The 23,209-nt window shown below is 56.6% G+C and carries 18 protein-coding genes; 7 read left to right on the forward strand and 11 right to left on the reverse strand.

What is annotated here, in order from left to right:
* Positions 1–3 precede the first annotated feature (3 nt).
* A complete protein-coding gene (locus tag BJF95_RS11185; protein ID WP_075639555.1) occupies positions 4–1,002 on the reverse strand; it encodes an alpha/beta fold hydrolase in 999 nt (332 codons plus the stop codon).
* Positions 1,003–1,502: 500 nt separating this feature from the next.
* Here BJF95_RS11185 and BJF95_RS11190 point away from each other — a divergent pair, with 500 nt between their 5' ends.
* On the forward strand, positions 1,503–1,970 hold the full coding sequence (locus BJF95_RS11190) for an Hsp20 family protein (RefSeq protein WP_075639556.1): 468 nt from the start codon (positions 1,503–1,505) through the stop codon (positions 1,968–1,970).
* 53 nt (positions 1,971–2,023) lie between these two features.
* On the opposite strand, the gene BJF95_RS11195 is transcribed toward BJF95_RS11190, so the two are convergent.
* Positions 2,024–3,070, reverse strand: a complete 1,047-nt coding sequence (locus BJF95_RS11195; protein WP_075639557.1) for a threonine aldolase family protein — start codon at positions 3,068–3,070, stop codon at positions 2,024–2,026.
* A gap of 70 nt (positions 3,071–3,140) precedes the next feature.
* Entirely contained in the window at positions 3,141–3,359 is a 219-nt protein-coding gene (locus BJF95_RS11200; RefSeq protein WP_139317471.1) for a hypothetical protein, read from the reverse strand.
* A gap of 265 nt (positions 3,360–3,624) precedes the next feature.
* Here BJF95_RS11200 and gltB point away from each other — a divergent pair, with 265 nt between their 5' ends.
* Both gltB and BJF95_RS11210 read left to right on the forward strand, forming a co-directional pair.
* A complete protein-coding gene (gene gltB, locus BJF95_RS11205) occupies positions 3,625–8,349 on the forward strand; it encodes a glutamate synthase large subunit (RefSeq protein WP_075640284.1) in 4,725 nt (1,574 codons plus the stop codon).
* Between the two features lie 73 nt (positions 8,350–8,422).
* Positions 8,423–9,877, forward strand: coding sequence for a glutamate synthase subunit beta (locus tag BJF95_RS11210; RefSeq protein ID WP_075639559.1), 1,455 nt, complete (start codon positions 8,423–8,425; stop codon positions 9,875–9,877).
* 171 nt (positions 9,878–10,048) lie between these two features.
* Here BJF95_RS11210 and BJF95_RS11215 read toward each other — a convergent pair whose 3' ends face one another.
* The 4 genes from BJF95_RS11215 to BJF95_RS11230 form a co-directional block, all read right to left on the reverse strand.
* On the reverse strand, positions 10,049–11,290 hold the full coding sequence (locus BJF95_RS11215; RefSeq protein ID WP_075639560.1) for an SfnB family sulfur acquisition oxidoreductase: 1,242 nt from the start codon (positions 11,288–11,290) through the stop codon (positions 10,049–10,051).
* A 21-nt stretch (positions 11,291–11,311) separates the two neighbouring features.
* On the reverse strand, positions 11,312–12,418 hold the full coding sequence (gene sfnG / locus BJF95_RS11220) for a dimethylsulfone monooxygenase SfnG (RefSeq protein WP_075639561.1): 1,107 nt from the start codon (positions 12,416–12,418) through the stop codon (positions 11,312–11,314).
* Between the two features lie 336 nt (positions 12,419–12,754).
* A complete protein-coding gene (locus BJF95_RS11225) occupies positions 12,755–13,966 on the reverse strand; it encodes an SGNH/GDSL hydrolase family protein (protein ID WP_075639562.1) in 1,212 nt (403 codons plus the stop codon).
* A gap of 27 nt (positions 13,967–13,993) precedes the next feature.
* A complete protein-coding gene (locus BJF95_RS11230) occupies positions 13,994–15,166 on the reverse strand; it encodes a lytic murein transglycosylase (protein WP_425348694.1) in 1,173 nt (390 codons plus the stop codon).
* A 247-nt stretch (positions 15,167–15,413) separates the two neighbouring features.
* On the opposite strand from BJF95_RS11230, the gene galU reads away from it, so the two are divergent.
* Positions 15,414–16,301: a UTP--glucose-1-phosphate uridylyltransferase GalU gene (gene galU, locus BJF95_RS11235; RefSeq protein WP_075639564.1), complete on the forward strand. Its 888-nt coding sequence runs from the start codon at positions 15,414–15,416 to the stop codon at positions 16,299–16,301.
* Between the two features lie 55 nt (positions 16,302–16,356).
* Here the strand turns inward: galU and BJF95_RS11240 are convergent, their stop codons facing one another.
* Positions 16,357–17,850: an outer membrane beta-barrel protein gene (locus tag BJF95_RS11240; protein ID WP_075639565.1), complete on the reverse strand. Its 1,494-nt coding sequence runs from the start codon at positions 17,848–17,850 to the stop codon at positions 16,357–16,359.
* Between the two features lie 144 nt (positions 17,851–17,994).
* Here BJF95_RS11240 and BJF95_RS11245 point away from each other — a divergent pair, with 144 nt between their 5' ends.
* Positions 17,995–18,990, forward strand: a complete 996-nt coding sequence (locus tag BJF95_RS11245; protein WP_075640285.1) for a KpsF/GutQ family sugar-phosphate isomerase — start codon at positions 17,995–17,997, stop codon at positions 18,988–18,990.
* Positions 18,991–19,022: 32 nt separating this feature from the next.
* Here BJF95_RS11245 and BJF95_RS11250 read toward each other — a convergent pair whose 3' ends face one another.
* From BJF95_RS11250 to BJF95_RS11260, 3 genes are all read right to left on the reverse strand, one after another.
* Positions 19,023–19,736 (reverse strand): class I SAM-dependent methyltransferase, encoded by a 714-nt coding sequence (locus BJF95_RS11250; protein WP_075639566.1) that lies wholly within the window; start codon positions 19,734–19,736, stop codon positions 19,023–19,025.
* A gap of 200 nt (positions 19,737–19,936) precedes the next feature.
* The gene (locus BJF95_RS11255) at positions 19,937–20,398 is read right to left on the reverse strand and encodes an NfeD family protein (protein WP_075639567.1); all 462 of its coding nucleotides are present in this window, start codon (positions 20,396–20,398) and stop codon (positions 19,937–19,939) included.
* 5 nt (positions 20,399–20,403) lie between these two features.
* Positions 20,404–21,426 (reverse strand): SPFH domain-containing protein, encoded by a 1,023-nt coding sequence (locus BJF95_RS11260; protein WP_075639568.1) that lies wholly within the window; start codon positions 21,424–21,426, stop codon positions 20,404–20,406.
* A gap of 210 nt (positions 21,427–21,636) precedes the next feature.
* Here BJF95_RS11260 and queC point away from each other — a divergent pair, with 210 nt between their 5' ends.
* Positions 21,637–22,344 (forward strand): 7-cyano-7-deazaguanine synthase QueC, encoded by a 708-nt coding sequence (gene queC, locus BJF95_RS11265; protein ID WP_075639569.1) that lies wholly within the window; start codon positions 21,637–21,639, stop codon positions 22,342–22,344.
* Between the two features lie 2 nt (positions 22,345–22,346).
* Positions 22,347–23,171, forward strand: coding sequence for a 7-carboxy-7-deazaguanine synthase QueE (gene queE, locus BJF95_RS11270; protein WP_083638792.1), 825 nt, complete (start codon positions 22,347–22,349; stop codon positions 23,169–23,171).
* Positions 23,172–23,209 lie beyond the last annotated feature (38 nt).

The following is a 23,209-nucleotide window of genomic DNA, read 5'->3' on the forward strand; positions in this document are numbered from 1 at the left end:
TCTTCAAGCGTAATCGGCAGCCGTTTCATCCGGCTCCAGCCCTGTCGCCGTCCATTGCTCCGTTGCGTCACTGCCGGGGATGAAGGCATGGATGGCGGCCAGCGCCTGGAGGCGATAGCGGTCGTCTTCCTGCAACAGTTCATGGCGCGCGCCGGGCACCGAGAGCAATTGGCCGGCACGAAAATGGCGGGCCAGATGTTCCTGCGCACTGAAGGGCACGATGCCATCCAGCATCGGGGCCAGCAGCAGGGTGGGGATGGTGATCTGGGTCAGATGCGCGGGATCATTCACCCGCTTGATGGCTTTGCTGCATTCATACAGCCAGCGCGCCGTTGGCCCACCCAGCGCCAACTCTGGAATCTGCGCATTGATGTCTGTGTTGCGATCAAAGCGTATTTTATCAGAGGTCAGCACATTGGTAGCAAAGTTTGGCGGCTTGCTCGATGATGACATGCGGCTATTGCCAAGGCCTGCCAAGCACAGCAGTCGCGCCAGGCCGAAAATCTTGCCCGCAGACATGGCCTCGCCATGCAGACCCACGAAGGGGGCCGAGAGCACCAGCCGGGCAATGCGGCCCGACAGGCGCGGGGCCGCTGACAAGGCAATCAGCCCGCCGGTGGAATGGGCGATCATGTACAGCGGCACGCGCGCGTCTGGCAGCACGACTTTTTCCAAAAACAGCTCGAGATCGCGCTCATAATCGGAAAAGCGGCGCACATGGCCGCGTGTTCTATCCTTGTGGACTCGATCGGAAAGGCCCTGGCCACGAAGATCAAATGTTGCCACCCAAAGGCCCGATCGGGTTAAATCCTCGATGGTCTCGTAATATTTTTCAATGGATTCTGTGCGTCCATGCACCAGCACCACAGTGCCTTTGGCGGGGCTGATGGCACTTTTGAAAATGGCATAGCGCAATCTCAATCCATCATGGGCGGTAAAATAACCCAGGATGTGATTGGCGGGAAGGGGATTGCCCGGCAGATCATGCAGCACTGTGTCCATGGCAAGGCCTCGCAAACAACGGATGATGCCTTTTTACTATGCGCGCCCTGCCTCGGGGTCAAAGAAAAAAGCCGGATCGCCAGACAGGATATGTCTGGCGATCCGGCCCAAAATACTGAAGACGCAGGGACGAATTCTTCAGTGACCAGAGTTGCCTCTGATGCGCTCAACGTTAGGAGCTGACACCTGAACGAAAACCAAATCGCCTGTTCATGAAAAATTCAGCCGCACGCATCCTGCGTCCTTCCTTAAAACGGCATCGATTTAGGGTGTGTCAGGGGAAAGTGGAATCCGGTTTTCTGATCAGACAGTCTCTGAGATGAAAATGATGCAGCAGATAGAAAGTGCCGTAGGATTTCAATTTAGGTCTTGAACTGGCAATTGCGCATTCCCATCTCCTGATTGCGGGTGCCAAACGGGCCTGCAAATCGGGAGATGCCGCCAAATTCGGGGCCTTTCTCGAGTGTTTATCGCAATCGTTGCTCATCAGGAGGACACTTATGCGTCACGTTGATTTTTCCCCCCTTTATCGCTCCACCGTTGGTTTCGACCGCCTGTTCACCATGCTCGACAGCCTTGGTCAGCCGGAAGCCGCCCAAAGCTACCCGCCCTATAATATCGAGCGCACCGGCGAAACCACCTATCGCATCACCATGGCTGTTGCTGGCTTTGATGAAAGCGAGCTGAGCATTGAGGTTCATGCGCATGTTCTGGCCGTGAAAGGCGAGAAGGCGCAAGAAGATCAGGCCGAGCAGACCGAGTTTCTCTATCGTGGCATCGCCAAGCGCGGCTTTGAGCGCCGCTTCCAGCTGGCCGACCATGTTGAGGTGCAAAACGCATCGCTGAAAAATGGGCTGCTGCACATTGATCTGTTGCGCAATATTCCCGAAGCCATGAAACCGCGCCGCATTTCCATTGCCACCGATCCGCTCAACGCGCCAAAGGCAATTGAAGCGCAGGTGATTTAATCTGACTATTGTGTTGAGACAGTTGAGGGCGGCCATTGGCCGCCCGATTTGCATTATAGGATATCCAAAAACCGATCGACATCCTCCTCGGTGGTGGCAAAGCTGGTGACGAGGCGAATGAGGGTCTCGTCCTTGCCGACCATATCGGGATGTTCGCGCGGCGGCAGCCAGTCGTAGAATTTTGCGCCCTTGTCTTGCGCTGCCTTGGCGGCCTGTTTTTCAAGAATGGCAAACACTTCATTGCCGCTGGTGTTCCACGCCAGCCGCGCCTTGTTGCTGCCCTCTAAGCCAGTGCGCAAGCGATCCGACATGGTATTGGCGTGGCGGGCCATATCCATCCACAAGCCGTCCTTGAAATAGGCGTCGAGCTGGGCTGAAATAAACCGGGTTTTGGAAAACAATTGCGCTGAACGCTTGCGGATATAGGGCATCTCCTCGGCCATCTCCGGCTTGAAAAACACAATGGCTTCCGCACACCAGCAGCCGTTTTTGGTGGCTCCAAAGGAGAGAATATCCACGCCGCGCTTCCAGGTCATCTCGGCTGGCGTGGTATCCAGTGCCACCAGCGCATTGGCAAAGCGCGCACCATCCATGTGCAAGGGCAGGGATTTGGCGCGGGCAATGGCGCTGATTGCGGAAATCTCATCCAGGCTGTAGACTGTGCCTGCCTCAGTGGCCTGCGTCATGGTGATAGCCATGGGGCGACCCTGATGCACAGACGGCACATCAAAGCGCGAGACGGCGGTGTGCAGCGCGCCCACATCCATTTTGCCATCCGGGCCTTCGACAGGATAAAGACGGCTGGCATTGGCCAGATATTCGGGCGCGCCGCCCTCATCGGCATTCACATGGGCGTCGGAATGGCAAAAGGTTACGCCGCCTGCGCGCGATACGCTGGCCAAGGCCAGTGAATTGGCAGCCGTGCCGGTGGCCACGAAAAACACCGCAACTTCGCGCTCGAAGATCGTGTTGAATTCGGCCTCAATACGTTTGTCGAGATCGCTGGTGCCATAGGCGCTGGCATAGCCTGCGGCTTCTTTCGCAAGGTGCTCAGTAATGGCGGGATGGGCACCGGCCCAATTGTCCGAGGCAAAGAACATCGATGGTTTCCTGACGTGTAGTGACGGGCATGGTGACGGGTTAGGGTTGGCGCGAAGTTTTAAGCATTTTTCAGATCGGTTCAATCTGTTCTCTTCGGGCATTCTGATTGTGGGGGTGCGCGCGCACGCCAAACTGTAATTTGCCGAATGATTGCCGGTGGTCTGCGACAGAAAAGAACAGAAGAAATGCATTTTCCGACGTTTTCTTTCGCGCAGGCTGGTAACTTTTTGTAGCGATCCCTTGCGAAGGGGTGAGGTTTCTGGCATATAGATTGCGAAAATAGGTCATGATGATTGACCTAATTTCCGGAAATGCGAGACAGGGAATTCCTTTTTGCACTCTGGCCTGCCGCTTGAAGCAAGCATGAAATGCGCCGCAGATGCAGCGATTTTCCAGTGTTTTCAAGGGATCGGATAGGTCAATCTTGCGACCTTATCGTTACGGTCGGCGCGCAAGAGAGGCAAGCAGGCGGTCTAAAACGCACTGGTACTGTCAAATAGCTGTGTGCCGGATCGTGCAGAGTGTGCGCGATGGCTCAACTGGAGGGAAGATGATGACGAAGATGACCCCATCCGAAGGGATTGCAGCGGCTCATGGTGCAGACGTGAAAACGGATGCCCGTCGAACTCCCATCCGTTACGGTCTGCCACAGGCGCAGGGCCTTTATAACCCCGCCAACGAACACGACGCTTGCGGCGTTGGCTTCATTGCCCATATGAAGGGTCAGAAGTCGCATCAGATCGTCAAGGACGGTCTGTTCATTCTGGAAAACCTCACCCATCGCGGTGCGGTTGGCGCAGATCCGTTGATGGGCGATGGCGCGGGCATTCTGGTGCAGATCCCAGATCGTTTCTTCCGCGAGGAAATGGCAGCCCAAGGCATTACCCTGCCCAAGGCCGGTGAATATGCCGTTGGTCACTTCTTCTTCCCGCAGGATGAAGAGCAGATCGCCCATTTCAAGAAGGTCATCACCGATGTCTGTCTCACCGAGGGCCAGCATCTGATTGGCTATCGTGATGTGCCGGTCGATAACTCCTCGCTGTCCAAGGCTCCAGACATTGCTGCCACCGAACCACGCCATATTCAGGTGTTTATCGGCGCGGGCCGCGATGCCGCAACGCAAGACGCTTTTGAGCGTCGTCTGTTCCTGCTGCGCAAGGTGATTTCCAACCGGATTTATGACGAGTTTGGTGGCGAAGAAACCGGCTTCTATCCGGTGTCGCTGTCTTCCTCCACCATTGTTTATAAGGGCATGTTCCTCGCCTATCAGGTGGGTGCCTATTATAAGGACTTGGCTGATCCACGGTTTGAATCGGCTGTGGCGCTGGTGCATCAGCGCTTTTCCACCAACACCTTCCCATCGTGGAAGCTGGCGCATCCTTACCGCATGGTCGCCCATAACGGCGAAATCAACACCCTACGCGGCAACGTCAACTGGATGGCGGCGCGTCAGGCATCTGTATCCTCGCCGCTGTTTGGCGATGACATTTCCAAGCTCTGGCCGATTTCTTATGAAGGTCAGTCGGACACGGCCTGTTTTGACAACGCGCTCGAATTTTTGATGCGCGGTGGCTATTCCATGGCCCATGCGGTGATGATGCTGATCCCCGAAGCCTGGGCTGGCAACCAGCTGATGGGCAAGGACCGCAAGGCGTTTTACGAATATCACGCAGCCCTGATGGAACCATGGGATGGCCCAGCCGCCGTTGCCTTCACCGATGGCAAGCAGATTGGCGCGACACTGGACCGCAACGGTCTGCGTCCAGCCCGCTACATGGTGACAGATGATGATCGTATTATTCTGGCATCCGAGGCTGGCACCTTGCCGGTGCCGGAAGAGCGGATTGTCAAGAAGTGGCGTTTGCAGCCTGGCAAGATGTTGCTGATCGATATGGAAAAGGGTGCCATCATTTCCGATGAGGATTTGAAGAGTGATCTGGCCACCAAGCACCCTTACCGCACATGGCTGGACCGCACCCAGCTAATTCTGGAAGACCTCAACCCGGTTGAGCCGCGCGCCCTGCGCCGCGACGTGTCCTTGCTCGATCGTCAGCAGGCCTTTGGTTATACGTCTGAGGACACCCGCATCCTGATGTCGCCGATGGCGACCACCGGGCAGGAAGCCATTGGCTCGATGGGCACGGATACGCCGATTTCGGCCATGTCGTCGAAGTCCAAGGTGCTCTACACCTATTTCAAGCAGAATTTTGCGCAGGTCACCAACCCGCCGATTGACCCGATCCGCGAAGAACTGGTGATGAGCCTTGTCTCGTTCATTGGTCCGCGTCCGAACATTCTGGACCACGAGGGGGCTGCCAACGCCAAGCGGCTGGAAGTGCGTCAGCCAATCCTCACCAATGGCGATCTGGAAAAGATCCGCTCGATCGGCCACACCGAAGACCGTTTCGACACCAAAACGCTCGACTTCACCTATGATGTCGAGCGCGGTGCGGAAGGCATGCCGGAAATGCTGGATCGCCTGTGCGAGCGTGCGGAAGCAGCGGTGCGCGGTGGCTATAACATCATCGTGCTGTCTGACCGTCAGATTGGCCCGGATCGCATTGCCATTCCGGCGCTGCTGGCAACGGCGGCTGTGCACCATCACCTGATCCGCAAGGGTCTTCGCACCTCGGTGGGTCTGGTGGTTGAATCAGGCGAGCCGCGCGAAGTGCATCACTTCTGCTGTCTCGCAGGCTTTGGTGCCGAAGCCATCAACCCTTATCTGGCCTTTGACACGCTTTTGGACATGCACAAGCATGGCGAATTCCCCAAGGAAGTCGATGCCAGCGAAGTGGTCTATCGTTATATCAAGGCCGTGGGTAAGGGCATTCTCAAGGTTATGTCCAAGATGGGCATTTCCACCTACCAGTCCTATTGCGGTGCGCAGATTTTTGATGCCATTGGCCTCAACTCCGAGCTGATCGAGAAGTATTTCTTCGGCACGGCGTCCAACATCGAAGGCATTGGCCTTGCGGAAATCGCGGAAGAGACCGTGGCTCGCCACCATGCAGCGTTTGGTAAGGATCCAATTCTGGCCAACACGCTCGATATTGGTGGCGAATATGCCTACCGTATCCGTGGTGAAAACCACGCCTGGAGCCCGGATTCGATTGCCACGCTGCAACATGCGGTGCGCGGCAACAGCCAGGAGCGCTACCGCGAATTTGCCGAGCTGGTGAATGAAAGTTCGCTGCGGATGAACACCATTCGCGGGCTGTTCAAGATCAAGAAGGCTGCCGATCAGGGTCGCTCACCGGTGTCGATTGATGATGTCGAGCCAGCGGTGGATATCGTCAAGCGCTTCTCCACAGGTGCCATGTCGTTTGGCTCGATCAGCCGTGAAGCGCACACCACGCTGGCCATTGCCATGAACCGCATTGGCGGCAAGTCCAACACCGGTGAGGGTGGCGAAGAAAGCGACCGTTACCTGCCGCGCTTTGATGGCTCGGCCAATCCTGAGCGTTCTGCCATCAAGCAGATTGCCTCTGGCCGCTTTGGTGTAACCACCGAATATCTGGTCAATGCCGATATGCTGCAAATCAAGGTGGCGCAGGGTGCCAAGCCCGGCGAAGGTGGCCAGTTGCCCGGCCATAAGGTCGATGCCACTGTTGCCAAGACCCGCCATTCCACACCGGGCGTCGGCCTGATTTCGCCTCCGCCGCACCACGACATTTACTCCATCGAAGATCTGGCACAGCTGATCTACGATTTGAAGAATGTGAACCCGGAAGCCGATGTCTCGGTCAAGTTGGTGTCGGAAGTGGGCGTGGGCACGGTTGCTGCCGGTGTTGCCAAGGCACGCGCTGACCATATCACCGTGTCCGGCTTTGATGGCGGTACGGGTGCATCACCTCTTACTTCGTTGAAGCACGCAGGTTCTCCTTGGGAAATCGGCTTGGCCGAAACCCAGCAGACGCTGGTGCTGAATGGTCTTCGCTCGCGCGTTGCCCTTCAGGTCGATGGTGGCTTGAAGACAGGCCGCGATGTGATCATTGGTGCTCTTCTGGGTGCTGACGAATTCGGCTTTGCCACAGCACCTTTGATTGCGGCGGGCTGCATCATGATGCGCAAGTGCCACCTCAACACCTGCCCGGTGGGTGTTGCCACGCAAGATCCGGTCTTGCGCAAGCGCTTCAAGGGAACCCCTGAGCATGTCATCAACTACTTCTTCTTTGTCGCCGAAGAAGTGCGCGAAATTCTGGCAGCTCTTGGCTTCACCAAGCTGAACGACATCATCGGCGCGTCGGAACTTTTGGAAAAGAACGACATGCTGGCCCATTGGAAGGCCGAGGGTCTGGACTTTACCAAGATCTTCCACAAGGTCGATGCACCGAAGGAAGCGACCTATTGGACCGAGCGCCAGCATCACCCAATCGAGGATATTCTCGACCGCAAGCTGATCGAAAAGGCAGCTCCTGCTTTGGAAAGCAAGCAGCCGGTGGTGTTCGATGTGGACATCAAGAATGTGGACCGCTCTGCTGGTGCCATGCTCTCTGGCGAAGTGGCCAAGCGCTACGGCCATAAGGGGCTGAAGGATGACACCATCCACGTGACCCTGAACGGCACGGCGGGTCAGTCCTTTGGGGCCTTCCTTGCACGCGGCATTACCTTTGATCTGGTCGGCGATGGCAATGACTATGTGGGCAAGGGCCTTTCGGGTGGCCGTATCATCGTGCGTCCGCCGGAAAACTCCAACATCAAGGCTGAAAACTCGATCATCGTGGGCAACACGGTTCTCTATGGTGCCATCTCCGGCGAATGCTATTTCCGTGGCGTGGCGGGTGAGCGTTTTGCCGTGCGCAACTCCGGTGCCATTGCCGTTGTTGAAGGTGCGGGCGACCATGGCTGCGAATATATGACCGGCGGTGTGGTTGTGGTTCTGGGTGAAACCGGCCGCAACTTTGCTGCGGGCATGTCGGGCGGTGTGGCTTACGTGCTGGATGAAAAGGGTGATTTTGCCAAGCGCTGCAACATGGCCATGGTGGAACTGGAGCCGGTGCCGGAAGAAGATGACATGCTGGAAAAGCTGCATCACCACGGTGGCGATTTGATGCACAAGGGCTTGGTGGATGTGTCGGAAGACATGACCCGCCACGATGAAGAGCGCCTGTACCAGCTGATTTCCAACCATATGCACTACACCGGCTCCACCCGCGCCAAGCAGATTTTGGACAATTGGGCCGATTATCGCCCGAAATTCCGCAAGGTCATGCCGGTCGAATACCGCCGTGCGCTCGAGGAAATGGAGCGCATGCGCATGGGCGTTGCCGCCGAGTAATTTGCCACCGCACGATCCCGGTTTTGGCCGGGATCGTGATCTGATGTAGGCTTCAATTTATTAGGACGAGAAAATGGGCAAGGTTACAGGCTTTATGGAAATCGACCGGCAGGTGGCAAAGTATCAGCCAGCCTCGGATCGTATTCGGCATTTCCGCGAATTCACCATTCCGATGTCGGAACCAGAAGTGCAAAAGCAGGCAGCACGCTGCATGGATTGCGGCATTCCTTACTGCCATGGTCCAACCGGCTGTCCGGTCAACAACCAGATCCCCGATTGGAACGATCTGGTCTATAACGGCAAGTGGGAAGAGGCGATCCGCAACCTCCACTCCACCAACAATTTCCCGGAATTTACCGGCCGCGTTTGCCCAGCCCCTTGCGAAGAGGCCTGCACGCTGAACCTTGAAGATGCGCCAGTCTCGATCAAGACGGTGGAACAGGCGATTGCAGACAAGGCCTATGAGCTTGGCTTTATCGTGCCGCAGCCGCCGACTGTGCATACGGGCAAGAAGGTGGGCATCATCGGTTCCGGTCCATCGGGTCTGGCCGCTGCCCAGCAGCTTGGCCGCGCTGGTCACGATGTGCATGTCTATGAGCGCGAGAGCAAGGCCGGTGGCCTGCTGCGCTATGGCATTCCAGACTTCAAGATGGAGAAAAACTTCATCGATCGTCGCGTTGAACAGATCAAGGGCGAGGGCGTCACTTTCCATTGCGGCGTCAATGTTGGCGTGGATGTCACTATGGAAAAGCTGTTGGCCGATCATGATGCCGTGCTCTATTGCGGTGGCTCGGAAACCCCGCGTGAGGCGGGCATTCCCGGCGTTGATCTGCACGGTGCCTATGACGCCATGCCGTATCTGGTGCAGCAGAACCGTCGTGTTGGCCGCGAAAACATCGACAGCGTTGGTTGGCCTGCCGAACCTATTCTGGCCGGTGGCAAGCATGTTGTTGTGGTTGGCGGTGGTGACACCGCGTCTGACTGCGTGGGCACGGCCTTCCGTCAGGGTGCTGTGAAGGTGACCCAGCTGGATATTCGCCCCCGCCCACCACAGACCGAAGACAAGCTGGCGGTTTGGCCCTATTGGGCCACCAAGATGCGCACGTCTTCCTCTCAGGCTGAGGGTGCTAACCGCGAATTTCAGGTGGCAACGCTGGAATTCGTCGGCGAAGATGGCGTACTGACGGGCGTCAAATGCTGCCAGGTGGATGAGCGCCGTAAGCCAATTTCTGGCACGGAATTCATCATCAAGGCCGATCTTGCCTTCATCGCCATCGGCTTCTCTGGCCCTTATACCGACAGCGTTTTGAAAGAGATGGATGGCAAGCTGGAGCTGAACACCGACAAGCGCGGCTCCACCAATGTGGTTGCCAACGACAAGGATTATCGCACCTCGGTGGATAAGCTCTGGGCTGCGGGCGACGTGCGCCGTGGTCAGTCGCTGGTGGTCTGGGCCATCCGTGAAGGCCGTCAGGCGGCGCGCGCCATTGATGAAGCGCTGATGGGATCAAGCGTTTTGCCGCGTTGATTGTTGGCGGATAGGATTGGAAAAGGGGCCGATTGGCCCCTTTTTGTTGCTTTACATATGCGTGATTCAACTGGGCGGTTTTGGGGGGTGGTTCACCCCCCTCTGGCTTGCCGGGCAGAGGGGGTACGCCGCGTGGTAAAGCGTGTGTGTTCTGTACTTACGTTTGGCGCGTCAACTCCAGGCATGCAGCGGTGGCTTTTCGCCATTGAGGAAGTATTTTCCCAGAATGGAATATTTCCACCGCACCGGATCATGCAGCGTGTGGGTGCGGGCATTGCGCCAATGGCGGTCGAGGTTATATTCCGCCAGGGTTGAGCGGGTGCCTGCCAGCTCAAACAGCTTGTTGGTGGCCTCAATGGCCACTTCGGTGGACAGAATCTTGGCTTCCGCCGTGGTGATCTGGGCATGCGCCACCGTCTCCGCTGTGGGATGGGCAACGGCGGCATCAATGGCAAGGCCAGCCTTTTCCAAAAGCGCTTGGGCTGCATGCAGGCGCAGCGTCAGCCCACCCACGGCCTGAATGGTATAAGGATCGTCATAGGCATGGTCGAGACCGCTATCCACCCAGGCGCGGCTTTTGTGGCGTACGAAATTGACCGTTTCATCAATGGCTGCCTTGGCAATGCCGGTATCCACCGCCACCTGAATGATCTGGAAAATCGCCCCATCGGCGGTTGGCACTTCATAGCCTTTATAGCCGGGCACCAGCCAGGCTTTGTCCACCCGCACATTGTCCAGAATGACGGTGCCAGACAGCGTGGTGCGCTGACCAAAGCTGGACCAGTCATCAATCACGGTCAGCCCCGGCGCGGAGCGATCAGCAATGGCATACCATGCACGACCTTGGTCATCGAGGGCCACAATCGGCACCTTATGGGCCAGCAAAGCACCGGAAGAGTAGAATTTCCGGCCATTGACGATCACATGGTCGCCGTGATCGGTGAAGGTGGTTTCAAAATCCACGGCGCGTTTGGAGCCAAACTCTGAAAACGCATTGCCAAAGCGTGTGCCTTTCAGCACTTCGCCAAACAGCAGTTTTTGCTGATCGAGATCAGACACGGTGCGAATGGCCGCCACCACGCCGAGATGGTTCTGGGCAATCTGGCCAATGGAGGAATCGGCTGCCGAGATGATCTCGATCACTTTGGACAGCGTCCCATAGGATAGTTCCGGCCCACCAAAGGCTTTCGGCACATTGATAGACCACAGGCCGCTTTGCGAAAACGCATCCAGTTCTGCCACGGGCCAGATACGGTCGCGGTCACGCTTGGCCGCGTCTTTGATGAAGTCGTTAGCCAGCTTGTGGGCAATCTCAATGGCTTCGGCATCGGTTGTAATGATATGAGCTGGCTCTGATGGTCTGGCAATGGCCGGAACGCCAGCGGCTTTATCGATCTGTTGATGCAAGGTCATGATACAAATCCTTTTGAACACTCACTCAGCGGCAATCGAGGCCTGAGCCTCATTGGCTTCCAGCTCGCGCACCAGCGGCAAAACATGCTTGCCGAAATACTCGACCTCTTCTTGAAAATGCAAAAAGCCCAGCAGGATGAGATCGGCCCCGGCGCGCTTGAGGCCAATAATCCGCTCTGCCACCTGTTCTGGCGTGCCAATCAGGTTGGAGCGGAAGCCGTCATTGTATTGCACCAGATCTTCCAAAGTGGATTTGGCCCAATTCCCCTCCCTTTCCGGCGACGCATTGCCCGCGTTTTGCACTTCATGGTGAAAGCCTTGAACCGCCTGCGGAATGGCTTTTTCAATAATCTCGTTCAGAACGGCTTTGGCTTCCTGCTCGGTCTCGCGCACAATGCCAAAGGAGTTTATGCCAACTTTGGTGCGCCAGCTCTTACCAAAGGTCTTTTCCTTGGTGCGGATGTCATCCACCTGCGCTCTCAACCCTTCGGGCGTGTTGCCATTGGTGAAATACCAATCCGACACGCGGGCCGCCATATCGCGGGCCGCACGCGATGACCCGCCCTGGAAAACCTGCGGCTGGCCAATCGGCTTGGGCTTTACCGCGTAATCATTGAAGCGATAAAAATCGCCGCGCAGATTGAAACTCTCTTCTGTCCAGATGCCACGAATGGCGCGAATAAACTCTTCCGAGCGGCGATAGCGCTCATCGTGGTCCAGCCATGGCTCGCCAATGGCGGCAAACTCGCCCCGGAACCACCCGGACACCACGTTGACATCCACCCGGCCATTGGTCAGCTGGCTGATGGTGGCGATCTGTTTGGCCAAAAGGGCAGGGTGCCACGGGCCGGGCAACACGGCCGCAATCACCCGCAACTTTTCAGTGGCGGCCAAAAGGGCGTGCGAGAAAGAGACCGATTCATGCTGGCTATCGGCACCATAGCCTGCCGTGAAGCGGATCTGGCTGAGGGCATAATCAAAGCCGCTGGCTTCGGCGATTTGCGCAAGCTTGCGGTTATAATCAATATCCCAGCTGGTGCGCTGCTCGATCGAGCTGATCACCAGCCCGCCGGAGACATTCGGCACCCAATAGGCAAATTTCAATGGTTCTGCTGCTGTCTGCGACATGTCGTTCTCCTTCAGGTTCCCAAGACGTGTTGTCGTATGCCAGCCGTGCCGAGGGTGATGTCGGCTTCAGCGATGGATATTAATCTATGGAAATAGTAGAATAATGATGCGTTGTGCGTAAGCCAACAGATTGCGACCCCGGAGAATTCAGGGGAATAATTTGCTCTACATTAGGGGTTCAGCGCACGAACCCGTCTGTCGCGGGCGCGCGGCGATGGTGGCGCCGGGCTAAGGCCGCAGATCAGAAGCAACGCCGAAGGCTGCACTGGCAAGACCAACCATCGGCAGCAAGACACCTGATGTGCGAAGCATAATATGGTGCAGGTTTGGCCGCCGTCACTTACTGTTTTGTGATGTATCGGTCACGCGATAATCATCAACGCGGCCTGCGGGGGCTGTGGGCATCAGTCCGGTGCTCACAAGCAGGTCGCGCGGAGAAGGGGTCTTGTTGGCGCTTGGCTTTTCCTTGCCGCCCAGCAGTACGGAACCACCATCCAACGCGGGATCGGAGATTTTCATGGGTGGGATGCTGTCGGGATTGTCTTTGGGCGGCTGTGGCGCGGTCAATTCGGGCAGGCTGGTGGCATCAAGACGCACAAGGCCGGGGCTTGCCATATCGCCCAGATATTTGCGGGCGGTTTTTTCCAGATAAAAGGCCATCTTGCGTTTACCAGCATCGGTCATGCTGATGCCGTCTTGCCCACGAAGACGCGCCTGCTGGCCGTTCACATCCGATCCGGTCAAAACAAAAGCGCCGTTTTCGTCGACGAAACCATCCCAGATGTCGATGAATTCGCCACCCGCCTGTTCGGTGGCTTTGCGATAAATGGCGTTGAATTTCACCAGATCGGCCGACATGCCGGGGGATTTGACCGGCGGCAGCCCCACCCAGATCACGGGAATCTTGCGGTTGGTCAGGATTTTGACGATACCGTCGACCCGCTTTTCGTATTCGGTAAACCAGCCATCGGAAGGAAAGCGCTGGTCATTGCCGCTGGCCGTCATCTGCTGACGATCATTGGTGCCCAGATCCACCACCACAATGGCGGGTTTGACCTCGTCGAGCATTTTGGGCAATTGCCTGCGCCAGTCAAAATAATCATCGCGCACCAGCCCGGATGATCCGTTGCTCCGGGTTTCGATCTGTGTGCCGGGAGCGTCCCGAAACGCTTCTTCGAGGCCATCGCCAAGCGCATTGGCGAAGAAATCGCCAATGACCAGAATTTTCTTGGCATTCTCAATCTTGGCCGGCCCCTGAGGTGGTGCCGGTGCGGCAAGGGCTGGCGTGCGCGCTACCGGCGTGGCGGGTTTCGATACCGTTTTCTTGCGGGTGCGCGGTGCAAGCGGGGCGCGTGGCTCAGGACCTCTTGGCATGTAGCGTGGCTGCTCCGGGGCGGAGCTGCCAAACAGAAAATCCAGCAAGGTGCGCCGACGCGGATAATCTTGTGCGCTTGCCGCATCAGCAAGCACGCCGGAGACCAGCAACACAGCCAGGAGCAAGCGAGCGAGCCGTAACAGATATGGAACGGTGCATTTGCGGCGTGTCATCTGGTGTTCCCGGGCGTGGTCAAACGATTATCGATGCCTGCGCAGGACATCGAGCAACGGCTTGGATGGCTCGCCATTGGCCTGCATGCCGATGCGTTGTTGAATGGCCGAAATGGCGGCTTTTGAGCCGGAGCCAAAATTACCATCAACCTCGCCATCATAATAACCAAGCGCTTTCATGCGCGTTTGTAGCTCGAACTTTTCCTTGATGTCCAGCGTGCCATTCGGGCGCGGCCATTTTTGCTGCATGCCGCCATAGCCTGCGATTTCATCCGCCAGAAGGCCAACGGCCAGCGCATAGGTGTCGGCGGCATTGTATTTCTTGATGGTGAAGAAATTGGAGGTCATGAGAAAACCCGGTCCGTTGCTTCCTGCCAGCAACTTCAGCTGTGCCCGGTCGCCGGGGCTTGAAAACCCTTTGCCGTTGGGGCGCACAAAGCCAAGTTGCTGCCATTGGCGCAATGTCATGGTCTTGCCCGCATATTTGCCGCCCCCATGGGGCACCACGGCTTCATAGCCCCAGGTCTTGCCGGTGTTCCAACCGTTTTTGGCCAGAAGATTGGCAGAGGTGGCCAGCGCATCGGGAATGGAGTTCCAGATGTCTTTGTGGCCATTGCCATCGGCATCGACGGCATAAAGCAGATAGCTGGTGGGGATAAATTGTGTGTGGCCCATGGCACCAGCCCAGGAACCGGTCATTTCCTTTGGACTGACATCGCCATTTTGCAAAATTTTCAGCGCGGCAATCAATTGCTTGCGGGCAAAACCAGCGCGCTTGGGATCGGCATAGGCCAGCGTTGCCAAAGCTTGCGGCACATAATGCAAGCGCTCGTCCTTTTCGAGAACGGCACCGTAATTGCTCTCCATCGACCAGATCGCCAGCAGAATGTGCTTATCCACACCAAAATGCTTCTCAATGGCGTTGAGCGTGCGGCCATGCTTTGCCAGCATTTCACGGCCAATCTTGACAGTATAAGGGTTAACCCGGCTGTCGAGATAATCCCACACTTCCGATTTGAATTCCGGCTGATAGCCCGCCTTTTGCAAGACCTCGGGGTCTGGCTCGCTCACCTTGGCAAAGGCGCGGTTATAGGTGGTGGCCGTGATTCCGCTGGCCGCAGCCGTTGGATAAAAATCGCGAACCCATTTGCGAAAACCAGCGTCGGCATGAGCTTCAAGTGGCAGGCATGCAACCATCATGGCAATTGCGATTGCCGGGAGGCGGCGAATTCGTGTCATTGGCTTCTCAATCCGTCGTTTGTGTGGGCCAAATGTTTGGGGTGCCAGATCGTTCAATGGCGTTGATGTTCGAGAGTATGACCATACTCTCAACAAATTCTTTACCAATTTAGAGAAATCGCAAACGGATTTGCAATTTCTTCGCAAATCTTTAGTAATCGGGGCGTCTGCAATTCTAGCAGTGCTGATAATCCTCCAGGAGGAATGTGTGGGACAACAGAAGAAACTTCGTAAGGCCGTCTTTCCCGTTGCCGGTCTTGGCACGCGCTTCCTGCCGGCCACAAAAGCTGTGCCGAAGGAAATGCTCACCGTTGTGGACAAGCCTGTCATTCAATATGTCGTTGATGAGGCGGCAGAAGCAGGTATTGAGCATTTTGTGTTCATTACCGGCCGCGGCAAAGGCGTGATCGAAGACTATTTCGATATCCAGTTCGAGCTGGAGCAGACGCTGAAGGCGCGCAACAAAAATGCCGAGCTGACACTTCTGTCCGGCCTTTTGCCCGTGGCTGGTTCCGCAAGCTTCACCCGCCAGCAAGAGCCTCTGGGCCTTGGCCACGCGGTCTGGTGTTCGCGTGATATTGTTGGCCACGAGCCCTTTGCACTGTTGTTGCCCGACATGATCATGCGTGGCGATAAAGGCTGCATGAAAGGTATGGTCGAGCTTTACAACAAGACCGGCGGCAACATCGTGGCCGTTGAAGAATGTGCGCCGGATCAAGCGCATAAATACGGCATTGTCGGCGTGGGTGAAGCGCTGGAAGGCGGCTTCAAGATCACCGAAATGGTGGAAAAGCCAGCCAAAGGCACCGCACCGTCCAACTTTTTCATCAATGGTCGCTACATTTTGCAGCCGGAAATCTTCAAGATTCTGGAAACGCAGGAGCGCGGTGCCGGCAATGAAATTCAGCTGACCGACGGCATGCTGAAGCTGGCCAAGCATCAGGATTTCGCGGGCTACCACTTCAAGGGCGATACCTATGACTGTGGTGCCAAGGACGGCTTTATTCTGGCCAACGTTGCCTTTGCAATCGAGCGCGAAGACATTCGCTCTCAGATCGAAGAGCCGTTGAAGGCCATTTTGGCGGCGCTGAAATAAGCAGCGAAGCGATCGAACCAAAGAGCCGTCACCTCATCGGGTGGCGGCTTTTTTATTATCGCTTCAAGGTCAGGCCAACGCCCGCCGTCAAGGATCTGTCGCTGCTGCCATTGTCGTTTGAGGTGCGCGCCCAGGCCAGATCGGCAGTCAGATCGAGATAGCGGTTGATGCGATAGGTCAGGCCAGCGCCTGCGGTGTAATAGATGCTGTTGAGCTGGCTGGCACTGTCATAATTGCGCCAGGTGGTGCCTCCGGAAAGCCGGGCGATAAGGTTTTCGCGCAATTCATGGGTAACAGCGGCGGTGAGCGCATAGGCGACATCACCGCTTATGCCTGCCGTGGTCGAGGGCTCAATCGAGGTGCCAAAGCCAAGTGCCACATCGGTGCCGCGCCGGGGTGACCAATTGACCGTGCTGTCCAGCGTCATCGCCCCCATGCCATCCAGGCGGGCATCATCAAAGCTTGCATGCTCATAGCCAATGGCCACCTCGCCCCGCAGTTTTTCACCCATATCGGACGAGATACCGGCCTTTGCGCCATAGATATTGCCGGAGCGCTGATAGCCCGCGCTATCGGATGTTTGGTCATAGCGGGTTTTGCCAACTGAGACCTCGACAAAGGGCGTGAAGGCTGGAGAAATTTCATAGCCAAGGCGTGACGAGACCGTCACCGTATTGCGGTTTCGATCCGAATTGGACAGCGTGCTGCCGTCGCTCAGTTGAGCATTGCTATAGGTCCAGCGCTGGAACTGAAGCCCAAGCGAGCCTCTGAGCTTGCCAACGTCGCGCGATAACACCGCACCCGCCGTAAACTGGCCGACACCTGATTGCACCAGCGCATTGCGAATGGCGTTGGGATCGGTGTTGCTCTCGCGGCTATAGGCATAACCCGTGGTGAGCCGTGCCGCCAAGTCGTCGGCCAGATCCAGCCGCAGTGCGGCATTCACCTGGCCCGAAGGATCATTGTCCCGATCACCGGCAATGCGTTGCCGCCATAGGCCGTTGCCGGTCACGGTCAGCTCATGGCGCGACCAGTCGGAGGTGAGCGTTCCCTTCAGGCCATTGTCCCAAAAGGTGGTGTTCTGGCGGTTGCCGCTGCTGTCGGATTTGCGCTCAACGCTGACCCCTTGCGAGACTTCGGGGCGTAAAATCATCGTGCCCAAGCGAATGCCAGTGCCATCGTCATTGGTTTTCTTCAGGCTTCGCCGATCATCCAGAGCCGATTGACGCAGATTGAGCCGATTGGCATCCAGCGCGTCATTGGTGATGCGGCGAAAGCTGTCGCTATCAAGCGTCGTGGTCTCGTCATCGCGGTTGGTGCGGCTGGCGGGTGGTGTATTTGTCGTGTCTGGTGTTGCGGGGTCGGTGCTTGCCCCATCCGTGACGGGTGTCGTGGTCGAGGTCGATCCGCGCAAGCCCAGCATATTGGCGGCCTGCTGGGCAATGCCGGGGGACGAAAAGAGCAAGCCGCTTAACGCGCACGCACCTAGCAGCGCATAGGAATATGCGCGCTTGGGCCGCTCTGCGGCAGGTTTACGTCTCTTTGTCATCACGACTCATTTCTGAACGGCCTTAGTATTACCGAAACGTAAATTGCCATGGTTAATTATTCGTATAGAGAAAGTGGTCGTTTTTCTGCTGCGTGCTTGACAAGGTGAATGGACAGAAACGCAAGTTGGCGTTATTTGACAGCCATGAACAAGCTCGATGTAAAACTCGTAGAAGCAACGGCAGTGAAAACTGCCGTGCGTGTGGTCTCCACCGAACAAAGTGGTTTGGCGGCGCTGGGGGAGGCGTTTGAAGGCCAACTCGCAGGCGCGTTTTGTGAAGCCATCAAGGCGATTGGCAAAAGCTCTGGCCGGGTTATTTTAACCGGCGTTGGCAAAAGCCATCACATTGGCGGCAAGATTGCAGCCACCTTTGCCTCCACCGGCACGCCTGCCTTCTTCATTCATCCGGTGGAAGCCAACCATGGCGATCTCGGCATGATTGGCCCGGACGATGTGGTGATTGCCCTGTCCTGGGGTGGTGAGAGCAGCGAATTGCGAGGCATTATCTCGTTTACCCGCCGCTTTTCCATTCCGTTGATTGCGGTGACGGCTGGCGAAACCTCAACCCTTGCCCGGGAAGCTGACATTGTGCTGCTGCTGCCCAAGGTGCAGGAGGCCTGTCCGCATGGCTTGGCACCCACCACCTCCACCATGATGCAAATGGCCATGGGCGATGCCTTAGCGCTGGCGCTTTTGGAGGCACGGGGTTTCGGTGCCAATGATTTCAAGGTTTTCCATCCCGGCGGCAAGCTGGGTGCCATGCTGACCCACGTCGGCGATATGATGCATGTGGGGGATGCGGTGCCGCTGGTGCCAGAGGGCACACCCATGCCCGATGCCGTTGCTGTGCTATCGCAAAAGCGTTTCGGCTGTGTTGGTATTGTGGATGAGGCAGGCTGCCTGATCGGGATTATCACTGATGGCGATATTGCCCGTCACCTGTCGCGCAATCTGGGTGAGCGGCTGGTGGAAGAGGTGATGACCCGCAACCCCAAGACCGTGGCCCATGATACCTTGGCCACCAGCGCCATGGCCATGCTGAACAAGCATAATATTGCAGCTCTGTTCGTCACCGACGCGGCTGGCATGCCTAGCGGCATCGTTCACTTCCATGATTTGTTGCGGATCGGGGTGGCTTGATTGCCACGCTTACTTGAAGTTGGATGGCAGAATCATCCTTCTTTGACGCCCATGAGTGCGTGGGCTGCCGGATATTCGACTGAGAAAAGACGAACGTCAGAAAATCCTGCCTTGATCAAATAGGTCCAGCAATCTGCTCCGAATTCTGTGTGAACCCGCCAATCATCTGCGCCGCTGGATGGATCGCCATGATAGCTGGGCTCCAGCCCGTCACGCGATCTCGTAAGCCGTCCGACAATCATCGGAATGGTAAAGCACACGCAGCCGCCCGGTTTCAAAACTCTGTGGCATTCCGAAAGCGCTCGAACAGGATCTGAGACATGCTCCAGTGTATCCGAGTGCAGGATCATGTCGAAGCTGTTATCCGCAAAGGACATGTTCATCATGTCAACGTCCGGATAATCTCCTCTGATATATCCCGGCATTGCTGACATCACATCCGAAATGGTTGCGGCACCATTGACATCAAGAATGCGCACCGGTTCTGCGGGCTTTTTAAACCAGCGTGCCGGTTCGCGCGTTGAGGCGATTTCCTTCAGGGGTCTGTTATCGTTCAACCCTTTCTGAACGGCCTTGCCCAAGGCAACCACCCGCAGGCTTGCGCCACAATGCGTGCAGGTCTCACCCTGCTGACGGTTGATATAATCGACCTCTTCAGCATTGATTTCCCATTGCTCGATCAAAAGCGGCCACAGAACGTTCGCGCGCTTGAACTCTGTATGTCCGCAAATGGTGCATTTCAACATATCGACTTTTCTCTTGATTGGCCCATTTGGTGAGCGCGCGGTTACGGTTTCGGCTGCATAATTCCTTAAACAGAAATCGGTTTAAGGAATTATGCAGCCGATGTTAAGAGTTACAGCCAACATTTGTGCGCCCTATGGCGGGCAGTGCCCGCCATGCCTGGTCGTTTAGAGCAAAGCCGCGCAGCATCTTGATCAGAAAATTATTGCATCTCTTCCACCGTCAGGTCGCTTCCACGGGCGCTGACAATTTTTATGCGTTTGCCTGCGGCGAGATCCGGCCCAGTTACGGGCCAGAAGGTGCCATCGAGCTGAATGCGGCCTCGGCCCTCAAGGATGGCGTCTTCCAGAATTGCGGTTCTGCCCACGAGGCTTGCGGTGCGCTGGTTGAGCAAGGGTTCATCGCTACGTGATGCATCGGAGCGCACAAGTTTGCGCCCGAGCAGAATGGCAATGACCGAGAAAATGGCAAAGCACAGAAACTGCACCTGCCATGGCCAAAAACCATCGCCCCAGAACAAAAGCGATAGCAGGCCGGTGGCAAGCGCACCGACCCCAAACCATATCAGAAACATGCCGGGCATGATCATTTCCAGCGCCAAAAGCGCAAGACCCGCAATCCACCAGCTCCAAAGGCCCAGTTGATCCACCAGCCATTGCAGCATGGCCTTTACTCCTCAGGCTTTGTGAAAGGATTCACGACAGGCGTGCTGCGCGATGGTGATGGACGGGCAGGGGTGGTATTGGCCTTGGCCGAAGCGCCGGTTTTGCCTTGGCCGTTATCGCCAAACACGTCGCGGGCAATGGCACCAATGCCGCCCAGAGAGCCAATCAGCGAGGAGGCTTCCATCGGCATCAGCACGATTTTTGAGTTTGGAGCAGAGCCAATCGTGGACATTGCCTCGGTGTATTTCTGGGCTACGAAGTAATTGATGGCCTGCACATCGCCTGCCGCAATCGCCTCAGACACCATTTTTGTGGCTTTGGCTTCGGCTTCGGCCAGACGTTCACGCGCTTCGGCTTCGCGATAGGCCGCTTCACGCTGGCCTTCGGCTTGCAGAATGGCAGATTGCTTGGCACCCTCGGCACGCAAAATCTGGGCATTTCGAAAGCCTTCTGCCTCCAGCACCTGCGCGCGCTTTTCACGCTCTGCCTTCATCTGGCGGCCCATGGCAGCCACCAGATCTGTTGGTGGCTGAATGTCCTTGATTTCAACGCGCGTCACCTTGATACCCCAAGGCCGCACGGCCTCATCCACCACCCGCAGCAGCCGATCATTGATCACTTCGCGGTTGGACAAAAGCTCGTCCAGATCCATGGACCCCATGACCGAGCGGATATTGGTCATGGTCAGGTTGAGAATGGCGTTTTGCAGATTGGCCACCTGATAGGCGGCCTCGGCGGCGTTCAACACCTGATAAAAGGCAACAGCGTCGGCAGAGACGCTGGCGTTATCCTTGGTGATGACTTCCTGGGTTGGCACATCCAGCACCTGTTCCATCACATTCATCTTGGCACCGATGGTCTCGATAAATGGGGCGATGATGTTGAGGCCGGGCTCCAGCGTGCGGGTGTAGCGGCCAAAGCGCTCGATGGTATAACGATATCCTTGGGGAACTGTTTTGATCCCTGCCATCAATACGAGAATGACGAAGCCCACAAGAGCAACGACGAGAATATCAAAGCCGGTCATAACAACTCCCCAAAACCTTCAAAATACTGCCTTATATCTAGGCTTTTGAACCGCCACTTACCAGTGCACAGGCCAGTGCAATGGTTGATTTTCGAGAAGGCGGCGCAATTACCCGTTCGGGTGGGTTTTCAAATCCGCCATTGTGGATTATCAGCGCTTTGGTTTTCGCCACCGGTCGCAGCCTACCCGGATAAAACAAGGACTAGAACTATGAAGACACTTGTCGTCTGCTCTGGCGGACTCGATTCCGTTTCGCTTGCCTATAAAATCGCAAGCGAGCAGCAATTGATTGGTCTGTTGTCGTTTGATTACGGTCAGCGCCATAAAAAAGAGTTGGAATTTGCCGCCCGCGCGGCCAAAGCGCTGGGCGTGCCCCATCAGATCATTGATATCACCACGATTGGCAAGAGCCTCACCGGCTCGGCCCTGACGGATGATCTCGATGTGCCCGATGGTCATTACGCCGAAGAAACCATGAAAATCACGGTGGTGCCAAACCGCAACGCCATCATGCTGGCCATTGCCTTTGGTGTGGCAGCGGCCAAAAAGGCCGATGCGGTGGCCGTTGCCGTGCATGGTGGCGATCACTTCATCTATCCCGATTGTCGCCCCGGCTTCATTGATGCGTTTCAGACCATGCAAAATCATGCGCTGGAAGGCTATGCTGATGTGACGCTGCTGTCGCCTTTCGTCACCGTGCCAAAGTCTGAGATTGTCGTGCAGGGGGCGAAATACGGCACACCCTTTGCCGATACTTGGTCATGCTACAAGGGTGGCGCGCGGCATTGCGGCCGTTGCGGCACCTGCGTGGAGCGCCGCGAGGCTTTTCATTTGGCCGGTGTTGTTGATCCGACAGAGTATGAAGATCCTGATTTCTGGCGTGCTGCCACCTCCGGCTTCAAGGCGGAAGGTGTGTGAGCATGTACCGGATCACAACGGAATCTGAGGTTCCGGACACATCGGCGGTGCGAGGGCGCGAAACGCAAAAAAAGCCGGGCGGGGCATCATCCGCGAGCGGGCTGGGCAACCAGATCCGCATTAGCGAAATCTTTGGCCCGACCATTCAGGGCGAAGGCGTGCTGATTGGTCAGCCCACCGTGTTTGTGCGCACGGGCGGCTGCGATTATCGCTGTTCGTGGTGTGATAGTCTGCATGCAGTTGACAGCCAGTTTCGGGATGCATGGCAGCCGATGGATGTTGATGCCATCTGGGCGGACGTGGAGCATCTGTCCGGTGGCGTGCCGTTGATGGTGTCGCTTTCGGGAGGCAATCCGGCCATTCAGCCGCTTGATGGTTTGATCGCCCATGGTCATCAGCGTGGCTATCGCTTTGCTTTGGAAACCCAAGGCTCGATTGCGCGCGACTGGTTTGCTGATCTGGACGTTCTGGTGCTGTCGCCCAAGCCGCCATCCAGCGGCATGGAGACCGATTGGATCGCCCTTGATGACTGTTTGAACAAAGCTGGCACTAAGCCGCAAACGGTGCTGAAGTTCGTTGTGTTTGATGAGGCCGATTACGCCTATGCCAAAGCGGCCAGTGCGCGTTATCCGCATCTTCCGACCTATTTGCAGCCGGGAAACCATACGCCACCGCCGCCCGAAGCTGTTGATGCGGTGATTGATATGGATGGGATCATGAGCCGTGTGCACTGGCTGGTGGATCGGGTGATGCAGGACCGCTGGTTTGCGGCCACCGTGCTGCCGCAACTGCATGTTTTGCTCTGGGGCAACAAGCGCGGCGTGTAATTGGCTATCTTGCATTGAAATATTCACCGCATCTGTCA

Source organism: Rhizobium oryziradicis (assembly GCF_001939045.1).
Classification (GTDB): domain Bacteria; phylum Pseudomonadota; class Alphaproteobacteria; order Rhizobiales; family Rhizobiaceae; genus Allorhizobium; species Allorhizobium oryziradicis.